Below are 10,904 nucleotides of genomic sequence, written 5' to 3' on the forward strand. Positions count from 1 at the left end.
CACCCAAATCTATACCCATCTCGACTTTGAGCAATTGATGAATGTATATGACAAAAGCCATCCTCGGGCACAAAAAAGCTGAATCCTGATATATTATGTTGCAAAATTGGACGTTAAATAGGCAACTCATTTTACAGAGCACACTTAAACAATGTTCTTACTTTATTGCCCATTTTTTGCAAAAAGTGCTGAGTATTTGGATTTGCCCGAAATGATCAGTTACAGAACATCTGCTTTTTGTCTGCAAGATCTATTTTAGCTTGTTGAATTTTATAAAAATATTAATAAAATCAAAATGTAATATTGATAAGAGCGGATAGCTCAATTGAGTTGATTTCTCAGTGCTCTAAATTAGTGAACTGAGCATTTCATCTTTTTTACAGCCACATGGGAAATTGTGACTTGACCGAAATGCCAAATACATTGCAAGATAGAGCACCTAAAAAGTTTCGATCGAAGAGTTAGAATGCTCTTCACTACATTTACTTGCTTAGAACAGCCGAGGATTACATGAAGGCTCTTGTCGCTGTAAAACGTGTGGTTGATGCCAACGTTAAAGTTCGTGTTAAGCCGGACAATAGTGGGGTTGACCTTACCAACGTTAAGATGTCAATCAACCCATTCTGTGAAATCGCAGTGGAAGAAGCGGTTCGCTTAAAAGAAAAAGGAACGATTTCAGAAATCGTTGTTGTTTCAGTGGGTTCTAAAGACGCGCAAGAACAAATCCGTTCTGCAATGGCTTTAGGTGCTGACCGTGGTATTTTAGTTGAAACTGCTGACGAAGTTGGCGCTTTAGAAGTTGCTAAAATTCTAAAAGGCGTTGTTGATGCTGAAAAACCAGAACTTATTCTTCTTGGTAAACAAGCAATTGATGATGACTCTAACCAAGTAGGTCAAATGCTTGGTGCTTTACTAGGTGCTGGCCAAGGTACTTTCGCATCTGAAGTTAAAGTTGACGGCGGTAAAGTACAAGTTACTCGTGAAATCGATGGTGGTTTACAAACTGTTGAGCTTGCACTTCCTGCAATCATCACAGCTGACTTACGTTTGAATGAGCCACGTTATGCTGCTCTTCCAAACATTATGAAAGCTCGTAAGAAGCCGCTTGATACTAAATCTCCTGCTGACTACGGCGTTGCAACTGGTACTAAACTTAAAACTGTTAAAGTTGAAGCACCTGCTGAACGTAAAGCTGGCGTACAAGTGAAGTCTGTAGACGAACTTGTTGAAAAATTGAAAAACGAAGCGAAAGTGATCTAATACAGAAGGATACAATCATGAGTATTTTAGTTATCGCTGATCACAACAACCAGACACTTAACGGTGCAACTTTAAACGTTGTTGCGGCAGCTCAAAAAATCGGTGGTGATATTACTGTATTAGTAGCTGGTTCTGGCGCTCAGGCAGTTGCTGATGCTGCTGCTAAAGTTGCTGGTGTGAGCAAAGTATTACTTGCTGACAATGCTGCTTATGCAAACCAATTGGCTGAAAACGTTGCTAGCTTGGTTGCTGACATCGCAAAAGGCGGTTACAAATACGTATTAGCTGCTTCTACAACAACTGGTAAGAACATTCTTCCACGTGTTGCTGCACTTCTTGACGTAAGCATGATTTCAGACATCATTGCTGTTGAATCTGCAAATACTTTCAAGCGTCCTATCTATGCTGGTAACGCGATTGCAACTGTTCAATCAGATGAAGCGATTATCGTAGGTACAGTTCGTGGTACAGCATTTGATGCTGTAGCTGCTGAAGGCGGTTCTGCTGTAGTCGAAGCTGTTGCTGAGGTGAAAGATGCTGGTATTTCTAAGTTTGTAAGTGAAGAAATCGTGAAACTTGATCGCCCAGAATTAACTGCTGCGCGTATCGTTGTTTCTGGTGGTCGTGGTGTAGGTTCTGGTGAAAACTACCATAAAGTACTTGACCCATTAGCTGATAAGCTTGGTGCTGCTCAAGGTGCTTCACGTGCTGCTGTAGATGCTGGCTTTGTACCAAACGACTTCCAAGTAGGTCAAACAGGTAAAATTGTTGCACCTGACTTGTATATTGCTGTTGGTATCTCTGGTGCGATTCAGCACTTGGCAGGTATGAAAGATTCTAAAGTTATTGTTGCAATCAACAAAGACGAAGAAGCACCAATCAACAGCGTTGCTGACTACTGGTTAGTGGGCGACTTGAACACTGTTGTACCTGAATTGGTATCTAAACTTTAATTCGCTCTGAATAAAGTTGAAGAACGCCCCGAAAGGGGTGTTTTTTTATGTTAAAAATAAGAATAAATAAATGAGAGCATTACCGATGAATTATACTTTTAAGACCTATTTTCTGATGCTGGCTCATTATAATCAGTGGGCAAATCAAAAGTTATTTTCTACGCTCATCGGCTTAACAGAGGAGCAATTAAATCAAGATTGTAAAGTTTATTTTAAATCCCTTATGCAAACGGCAAATCATGTGTTGGTAGGAGATATACTTTGGTTTGAGCGTATCAAAGGTGTTGTTGCATCAACATATACTTTGGATGAAATTCTTTATAATCAACTCGCCCAATTAGAGAATGCTCGAATTGAACATGATCAAAGTCTGATAAATTTTATTCATGAACATGATGAAGTTTCATTCCATCAAACCATTGCTTATGTCCGTCGAGGTCAAATTTATACTGAGCCTTTGATTGAGATATTGGCACACCTATTTAACCATCAAACGCATCATCGAGGTCAAATGCACAGCATGATCTTTGAGCTAACAGCAAAGTCCTTGGAGCTAGACTTAATTTTCTTTCAAAGAGAATATGCCTATTTATACCGCTGATTTTAAAAAACTGGATTGAAGATTTTATTAAAAATGCCTTTATTTTGATTAAAAAGTAACCTTTTATTCTGTTCACTGAAAAATGGAAAACTAGATTTTTAACTTATTAATTCTAATAAATTTTTTATTGTAAAAAAATGCTATTTTCAGATTAGCAAACTCCCAGTTAACCTGTCATTTATGCTATAATTTTTCGCTATATTTTTTAATTTTAGTTCAAGTTTTTGGATTAAATTTTTGCAAGATTGAAGACATAAAAACAGGTGGAACCATCGACCTGTAAACAAGGAGTATGCATGAGCGTATCGGAAATCAGACCGATTGCCATTGAGGACGAACTCAAGCATTCATATCTAGATTACGCCATGAGCGTAATTGTATCTCGTGCATTGCCAGATGTGAGAGACGGTCTAAAACCTGTTCACCGTCGTGTATTGTTTGCGATGCACGAATTGGGCAATGATTATAACAAAGCATACAAAAAGTCTGCTCGTGTTGTCGGGGACGTGATTGGTAAATATCACCCTCATGGTGACAGTGCGGTATATGAAACCATTGTTCGTATGGCGCAGAATTTTAGCTTGCGTTACATGTTGGTTGATGGTCAAGGTAACTTTGGTTCTGTCGATGGCGATAGTGCGGCGGCAATGCGTTATACCGAAGTCCGCATGCAAAAGCTTACCCATGAAATTTTGGCCGACTTAGAAAAAGACACGGTTGATTGGGAAGATAACTACGACGGTTCTGAGCGTATTCCGCAAGTGATGCCAACTCGTATTCCTAATCTTTTGATCAATGGTACAACAGGTATTGCAGTAGGTATGGCGACCAATATGGCGCCGCATAATATGACTGAGGTCGTCAATGCTTGTTTAGCCTATGCCAATAATCCGAATATTTCTATTGAAGGATTGATGGAGCATATTACTGGTCCTGACTTCCCAACTGGCGGTATTATTTACGGTAAATCAGGTACTGTTGATGCTTATCGTACGGGTAAAGGTCGTCTTCATATCCGTGGTAAGTATCATTTCGAAGAAGATCAGAAAACGGGTCGTACGACTATCGTCTTTACTGAAATTCCATATCAGGTCAATAAAGCAAAAACGATTGAGCGTATAGCTGAACTGGTTAAAGAAAAGAAACTTGAAGGAATTTCTGAACTTCGAGATGAGTCAGATAAGGAAGGGATGCGTATTGCAATTGATTTGAAGCGTGGCGAAAACGCGGAAGTCATTGTAAATAATTTATTCTTACACACCCAACTGCAAAACTCTTTCAGCATCAATATGGTCTGCCTAGATAATGGTCAGCCAAAATTGATGAATCTTAAAGATATTATTGCGGCATTTATCCGTCATCGCCAAGAAGTTGTGACACGCCGAACCATGTATGAGCTTCGCAAAGCACGTGAGCGTGGGCATATCTTAGAAGGTTTGACTGTTGCATTAGCGAATATTGATGCCATTATTGAAACCATTAAGACTTCTGCCAATCCTAGTGAAGCACGTGAGCGTTTACAGGCTGGTGAATGGGCTGGTGGTGGTGTTGTCGCACTTCTAGAAAAAGCTGGCGCTATTTCAGTTCGCCCAGATGAAATTGAAGGGGAAGATCCTGCACGTCCATTTGGTCTGTCAGGAGATATTTATCGTTTATCACCAACACAGGTGAATGCGATCCTTGAATTACGTTTACATCGTTTGACGGGTCTTGAACAAGATAAGTTGCACGCTGAATATACTGAGATTTTAGGTCAAATTGCTGAATTAACGGCGATTTTAAATGACTTTGATTTATTGATGAACGTAATTCGTGAAGAGCTTGCTTTAATCCTGCAACAGTATGGTGATGCACGTCGTACAGAAATCGTTGAATCTGGTGTTGATTTCTGTCGTGAAGACTTAATCCCTGAAGAACAAGTGGTACTCACTGTTTCTCAAACAGGTTATGCAAAAACTCAACCACTTTCGGATTATCAAGCTCAACGTCGTGGTGGTCGTGGTAAATCAGCAACCTCAATGAAAGATGATGACATTATTCAGCATTTGATTGTTGCATCTAACCACGCGACAGTATTGTGCTTTACAAATGTTGGTAAAGTTTATCGCTTGAGAGTGTTTGAGGTACCTCAAGCCTCTCGTGGTGCTAAAGGACGCCCGATGGTGAACTTGTTACCATTGGAAGCGAATGAAACGATTACCGCGATCTTACCGTTGACGGAGTTCCCTGAAAATCACTATGTGTTTATGGCTACGGCATCAGGTACGGTTAAACGTGTTGAGTTAGAACAGTTTAGTAATGTTCGCTCTAATGGCTTACGTGCTATTGAGTTAAACGAAGAAGATACCTTGATCGGTGTTGCGATTACGGATGGTAATCAGCAGATCATGTTGTTCTCAAATGAAGGTAAAGCGATTCGCTTTGCTGAGACAGATGTTCGTGCAATGGGACGTACTGCGAAAGGTGTACGTGGTATGCGTGTTAGTTTTGCAAGTAACACGATCGACGTAGAAGATGCTGAAGTTGAAAATGATGACAGCGATGATAATGACGATTCTTCTGATTCTAATGTTGTAAGCCGTATTGTTTCACTTGTTGTTGTTCCTGAAACGGGTGAGGTGTTATGTGCTTGTGCAAATGGATATGGTAAGCGTACTCCAGTGGATGACTTCCCGACCAAGAAACGTGGTGGTAAGGGTGTTATTGCGATTAAAACGAGTGAGCGTAATGGTGAATTAATCAGTGCTGTATCGATTGATGAAACCAAAGAGCTGATGTTGATTTCTGATGGTGGTACTTTGGTTCGTACACGTGCAGCAGAAGTGGCAACCACAGGTCGTAACGCACAAGGTGTTCGTCTGATTCGATTGAGTGACGCTGAAACATTAGTTGGTGTTGTATCCATTGAAGCTGTAGAAGAAGACGAAGAGTTAGAGACTATAGAGCAATCAGTAGAAAATACTGAGCTTGATGCAGTAAATTCTGAGGAAGCTTTAGTAGAACCTAAAGATGATACTCCAGAAGCTTAAGTGATAAGTTGTTAAAAAAGGAAGCTAATTAGCTTCCTTTTTTATTGGCTTTAGCATGACTAAACGATAATAAGAGCAAGCCAACAAGATTCCACCAAGAGTTGCTAGATAAATCAGTTTAGGTATCACGATTGCTGTAGGTACACCCATCTGATTTAATTGCACAAACATTTGAACACCATGTGTAGATGGAAGAATCCAAGCTAAATATTGCATCCATTCAGGCATAGCTGCATGTGGCCAAGCAGTACCTGTTAATAAGAAAAGAGGAACTGAGGTGACAACAATTAAATGTCCTACACGTTCAGGCATATCTACTAAAGATCCAACCAGCATCGCTAGACCGATAATACAACTTACATAAACTGGCGTTGCAAGCAGCGTTCCCCAGAAATTTCCACCATGAGGATAGTCATAAAGCCAAAATGTAAAACCGAAGAGATATAAACAACCAAGACAACCTATTGTGAGAATTGCTGTAAAAGTTGCCCAAAACTCGATTGGTTTTGCGATCCAACCTGATTCACGATAGCTCGCAATCAACATAGCCAGACCTAATAACAGTGTCTGATGAATAATTAAACTCGCAACAGCGGGAAAAATATAACTTCCATATCCAGATAATGTATTAAATAACGGAATATCGTGGATTGGCAGCTCAATTTCAAATTGGGAGGCTTCGCCAAATTTTTCCAAATGCTCTTTCAGTGTATATTCGATCGAGGTCGCAAGACCTGTAGCAGCTTCTTTAGTTTGTAAAAAATATGCTGTACTGAGATAAAGCCCAATCCCTCCCATTTCACCACGTCTGAGGCTTTGACTCAGGTTTTCTGGAAGTAATAAGATCGCTTCAGCTTTTTGGTTTTTCACCATTTGTTCTGCTTCAAGGAAGTTCCCTGTGACAGCCTGTATCTGGATATGGGGGCTACTAGCAGTTTGACTAATAATTTTAGAGCTTAAAACACTTTGTTCTTCATCAACAATCACGATCGGAATATTTTCTGCAACTTGCGCTTTATAGGCAGTTGGATAGAAAAAGCTATACATGAGGATAGAGGCAATCAGTGTGGTAAACACTGAGTTATTTTTCACAATATTTTTGAAAGTTTGTTTGTAATAAAAGAAAAATGATTTCATGAGTGAATCTCCTGAACATTTTTCCTCAATAAACGAAGACTTAATAAGCTAAATATCACTGCAAAAACGAGCAGAATAATGAAAGGTATAACTGAAATAATGACATCGCTTCCAATCACCCATTGCTCAGTTTGTAATTTTGCGTAAGGGGTAAATGGAATAATCATTGACCATAATTGTGTAAATGCAGGAGCATTATTTAAGGGGAGTGTGACACCTGCGAAACTCATGGATGAGCCACCATATAGTGCGATAAAACCAAAACTTTTAGGCAGGTCTTTGGTAGCTAAGATAACGCTACTGCTGATCATGGCATAGGCAAAATAAAACACAAACTGAGCGATCAAAAGAAAGCTAAGTGAGCCTGCGATAAAATAACCTTTGACCTGGCTGAGCCAGAACATCCAGCACCATGTCCAGAAACAAAAAATCAGCACATAAAGCAAAATTTTTCCAAAAAATCGAGAAACAATCTGTGTTGAACCTAGCCATTCTGCAAAGGTATGACGCTTAAATTCTTGCCCGATTGCGAATGCAATACAACAACACAGCAATAAATGGAGTACTGCAGGAACAATGAACGGTCCTAAAAATAGCTCATAACTCATGCTGGGGTTATATAGCATCGAGACTTTGACATGTGGCGTAGGGAATTCAGCATAAGGGATTTTATTTGCTAAATAACTGTTACCTAAATAGTCGCCAATGGCATTGAGGGTGCTACTTTGCATTGCTGAAGCAATGGTATTGCCAATAGTAAAAAAAGATTGGTTATACGCCATACTAATTTGAGCATTTTTTGCCTGAACAAGTCGTTGCTCCGCACCTTCAGGAATGAAAACAAAACCCCAAACCTGAGTACTATTAATCATACGTTCAACTTCGTCTTGACTTGAACTGATAGTCTTTACACTTAGACTTGGGTTAATACTGAGGTTATGAATGATTTGTCGGCTTAATTGGCTTTGATCTTGGTCAACAATGGCAATCGGTAAGTGCTCAGCTTTTCCAGCCGAAAGCATGCTGGTAAAAAAGATGATGATCAATAAAGGCATAATGATTGCCATAAATGCATCTACTTTATGGCATTTTAAATAACGCAACTCTCGAAGCATTGCAGCAAACATTGGTTATTTTGCCTCTTTAATTTTAAAAAGTACGCTCATTCCAACTTTAAGATCTGGAATAGATTGCTCAGGTACTAAGTGGAATTTAAAGCTGCGAATATCATAACCACCCGTTTGACGTGTGGTTTTAATGGTTGCAAAGTCTCCTTCAACATCAATGTTCTTCACTTTAAATGTGACTTTTTGATTCAGCGCAGGTACGAAACCATCTAAAGTTTTGTTTTGATATACACTTTCATACATATCTTCACGGACATTTAAACTGACCCACATCTCATGGTCTTCAATAATACTGACGACAGGCACACCAGTTGCGACTAACTCTGTTGGTTTGCCATAGGTTTTCGATACAGTACCGTCGACCGGTGAATAGAGCTTGGTTTCTTCTGTCAATGCATTTGCTTCTTTGACAGCAGCTTGTGCCATGGCGACTTTTGCATCGGCAGTTGATTTCTGTTGTTCGGTGCTACCACGTTTAGCGCGTGCATATTGTTGATATGACGCCTCAGCAGTTTCACGGGCAGAGGTTTGTGCCGCAAGCATCTCATCACGACGTTGACGAGAAATCACACCTTGTTGATAGAGGTTTTCACCTCGTTTATAGGTTGTTGCTGCAAGTTCTGCTTGCGTTTTTAAAGCTTGCCAGTTGGCATACAGAGTTTCAATATTTTCTTGTTGAGAACCACGATAAACGGTTGACTGGAATGCCATTGCACTTTGCAAGGCGGCTTGGGCTTGTTCTTTTTTGGCTTCAAGTTCGGGACTCACAAAGCGAATAAGCGCTTGCCCTTTTTTTACGGCTTGTCCTTCAGTTACATAAAATTCTTCGATACGACTAGGTACTTTGGTGCTGATGTTTATTGTTTCAGCTTCAACTCGTCCTTGTAATTCAACTGCTTGGGGTTGATATGCTTTCCATAAACCATATGCAATTAAGCCAAGCAAAATAAATACAATAATTAGACCAATAATTTTAGCTTTACCTTTCTGGGGTGGTTGCGCTGGTGGTTCCTGAGTATTTGATGGTGTAGCAGTCTTGTTAGTGTCAATTTGTTCTGTTGAAGATGCTTGCTCATTTACGACGTTAGTCGTTTGCGTTTCATCCGCTTTTGCCACGTTATCTGTATCGCGTTTTGAATTGGATGATGATTGATTTTGGCTCATAAATGTCTCCAATTAACGGATAAAATCAGTACGTGGTTGATTAACATAGAGCTTGAACTCGTCAATCGAGCCATAGCTTTGTAATAGGGTTGCTAAAGATAAAATATATTTATATGCATTGATTGCCATTTCACTTCTCAATGCATTCAATGCATTTTGTGCATCGATGACTTGAGTTGCAGTTCCCATACCTTCCTTAAAGGAAAGTTGTTGAATACGTAGATTCTCTTGTGCTGCTTTGGTGTTTTGTGTCAATAGTTGGTGGCTGGTTTGCGAAGCATTCAATTCGCTATAGGATTTGTACAGCACATTTTCAATTTCTTGCTTGGTACGTTCTGTCATGAGTTCTGCCGCATAACGTTTTAGTTCTGCTGCATGTACGTTTTTATTTTTATCGACACCAGAGAATAAATTGTATTTTGCCATAACGCCAATGATCCAATTTTCTTTCTCATCTAAACCATATTCACCAAAAGCAAAGACACTTGGCTTTTTAGCTGCTTGCTGAATTCGGACATTTTCATTGGCTAGCTGTGTGTCCATTTGCAGTTTTTTGATGAGGCTTGAATTTTGGTCGTAGTTTGCAAGTAGCTTATCTAATGAATGATTTTGATCTGTATTTACGAATAGGGGAGTGCTGAGATTTAATGGCGCTTTAGTTTGCAATAAATTTTGTAAACTAAACTGACTCGCTTGTAGATTCGATTGTGCATTTTGATAGGTACGTTGCGCATTATTACGAGCAACTTCAAATTGCATGCGTTGTCCTTTATTTATAAAACCCTGCTTTTCTAACTTTAATGCATTGTCATAATGTTGTTGCATTGCATTTAGATTAAATAAACTGGTGCTTAATAATTGTTGCTGCAATTGCACATTAAAATAGGTCTGAATCATTTCAAAACGCTGAGAATCTTGTTGCTGTTTCTCACTGATGTCAGAACGCTTGGATTGAATACTGGCAATTTGTTTGGCACTACTGATTTTTCCACCTGTATAAAGTGGCATGACCATAGAAACAGATGTTCTCACATCATGATCTTTAATGGTGACATCTAAATTATTGGGTACTTTATTTAATCCATCACTGACGGTTTGATCAAAACCTTGGCTGACTTGATCGATGACTTCTGGTGGGAACACATTTCCCCATTGAGATAATTTGTCATCAAAACCACGTGTAAGTGAGTTTTCTAATCGGCGTTTACTTGACTCTAAAGGAACACTTGTTTCACTATGAAAAGAATAAGCACGTGCATTTAAATCAATTCGCGGAAGCCCTAAATGTTTGACAGCTTCCATCTCTAAGCGAGATGCTTGTTGAAGTGCCTGCTGGGCTTGAGTTGAATATGCATTTTCTACGACAAATTTCTCTGCTTCACTATAGCTGAGTGTCTGAGCAAGTGTAGATGTAGAAAATAAGCCATAACTGATTAAACTAATACAGAGACTTAGCTGTTTTGGAAACCGTGTGACCTTAGAACTCGGTCGATTATGTCGCTTCAACATTATGGTATGTCGCACTTTAATAATATCCTGAGTGAGTCTAAATTCTTTTTATAAAATTAAAACAATATGTTTTTAATTAAATAGTTATATTGCTGATGTTGGTGTATGAAATTTGTAAAAAGTA

Annotated in this window: 8 protein-coding genes; 4 read left to right on the forward strand and 4 right to left on the reverse strand. The window is 39.3% G+C overall.

Annotated features, from left to right (window positions below; genetic code table 11):
* The first annotated feature begins 510 nt into the window (after positions 1-510).
* The 4 genes from B4H32_RS00195 to gyrA all read left to right on the forward strand — a co-directional run bounded on the left by B4H32_RS00195 (position 511) and on the right by gyrA (position 5,843).
* A complete protein-coding gene (locus B4H32_RS00195) occupies positions 511-1,260 on the forward strand; it encodes an electron transfer flavoprotein subunit beta/FixA family protein (protein ID WP_286799011.1) in 750 nt (249 codons plus the stop codon).
* A gap of 17 nt (positions 1,261-1,277) precedes the next feature.
* Positions 1,278-2,213 carry an FAD-binding protein gene (locus B4H32_RS00200; RefSeq protein WP_286799012.1) on the forward strand — a complete coding sequence of 312 codons (936 nt, stop codon included), beginning with the start codon at positions 1,278-1,280 and terminating at the stop codon, positions 2,211-2,213.
* Positions 2,214-2,298: 85 nt separating this feature from the next.
* Positions 2,299-2,814, forward strand: coding sequence for a DinB family protein (locus tag B4H32_RS00205; protein WP_004682708.1), 516 nt, complete (start codon positions 2,299-2,301; stop codon positions 2,812-2,814).
* A 296-nt stretch (positions 2,815-3,110) separates the two neighbouring features.
* Positions 3,111-5,843 carry a DNA gyrase subunit A gene (gene gyrA / locus B4H32_RS00210; protein ID WP_286799015.1) on the forward strand — a complete coding sequence of 911 codons (2,733 nt, stop codon included), beginning with the start codon at positions 3,111-3,113 and terminating at the stop codon, positions 5,841-5,843.
* 24 nt (positions 5,844-5,867) lie between these two features.
* Here gyrA and B4H32_RS00215 read toward each other — a convergent pair whose 3' ends face one another.
* The 4 genes from B4H32_RS00215 to B4H32_RS00230 are packed head-to-tail and all read right to left on the reverse strand — an operon-like array spanning position 5,868 to position 10,780.
* On the reverse strand, positions 5,868-6,980 hold the full coding sequence (locus B4H32_RS00215; protein WP_286799016.1) for an ABC transporter permease: 1,113 nt from the start codon (positions 6,978-6,980) through the stop codon (positions 5,868-5,870).
* Positions 6,977-8,107 carry an ABC transporter permease gene (locus tag B4H32_RS00220; RefSeq protein WP_004640160.1) on the reverse strand — a complete coding sequence of 377 codons (1,131 nt, stop codon included), beginning with the start codon at positions 8,105-8,107 and terminating at the stop codon, positions 6,977-6,979. Before B4H32_RS00220 ends, B4H32_RS00215 begins: the two co-directional genes overlap by 4 nt.
* A 3-nt stretch (positions 8,108-8,110) precedes the next feature.
* Positions 8,111-9,271: an HlyD family secretion protein gene (locus B4H32_RS00225; RefSeq protein ID WP_004682705.1), complete on the reverse strand. Its 1,161-nt coding sequence runs from the start codon at positions 9,269-9,271 to the stop codon at positions 8,111-8,113.
* 12 nt (positions 9,272-9,283) lie between these two features.
* Positions 9,284-10,780 carry a TolC family protein gene (locus B4H32_RS00230; protein WP_286799018.1) on the reverse strand — a complete coding sequence of 499 codons (1,497 nt, stop codon included), beginning with the start codon at positions 10,778-10,780 and terminating at the stop codon, positions 9,284-9,286.
* Positions 10,781-10,904 lie beyond the last annotated feature (124 nt).

Origin of the sequence: Acinetobacter sp. UBA2063 (assembly GCF_002333245.1) — a bacterium.
GTDB lineage: Bacteria > Pseudomonadota > Gammaproteobacteria > Pseudomonadales > Moraxellaceae > Acinetobacter > Acinetobacter parvus.

What these genes read in the sequence shown, in the direction of transcription:
- B4H32_RS00215 (WP_286799016.1), bottom strand. Translation starts at nt 6,980, where the DNA reads ATGAAATCATTTTTCTTTTATTACAAACAAACTTTCAAAAATATTGTG.
- B4H32_RS00225 (WP_004682705.1), bottom strand. Translation starts at nt 9,271, where the DNA reads ATGAGCCAAAATCAATCATCATCCAATTCAAAACGCGATACAGATAAC.
- B4H32_RS00220 (WP_004640160.1), bottom strand. Translation starts at nt 8,107, where the DNA reads ATGTTTGCTGCAATGCTTCGAGAGTTGCGTTATTTAAAATGCCATAAA.
- B4H32_RS00195 (WP_286799011.1), top strand. Translation starts at nt 511, where the DNA reads ATGAAGGCTCTTGTCGCTGTAAAACGTGTGGTTGATGCCAACGTTAAA.
- B4H32_RS00230 (WP_286799018.1), bottom strand. Translation starts at nt 10,780, where the DNA reads ATGTTGAAGCGACATAATCGACCGAGTTCTAAGGTCACACGGTTTCCA.
- B4H32_RS00205 (WP_004682708.1), top strand. Translation starts at nt 2,299, where the DNA reads ATGAATTATACTTTTAAGACCTATTTTCTGATGCTGGCTCATTATAAT.
- gyrA (WP_286799015.1), top strand. Translation starts at nt 3,111, where the DNA reads ATGAGCGTATCGGAAATCAGACCGATTGCCATTGAGGACGAACTCAAG.
- B4H32_RS00200 (WP_286799012.1), top strand. Translation starts at nt 1,278, where the DNA reads ATGAGTATTTTAGTTATCGCTGATCACAACAACCAGACACTTAACGGT.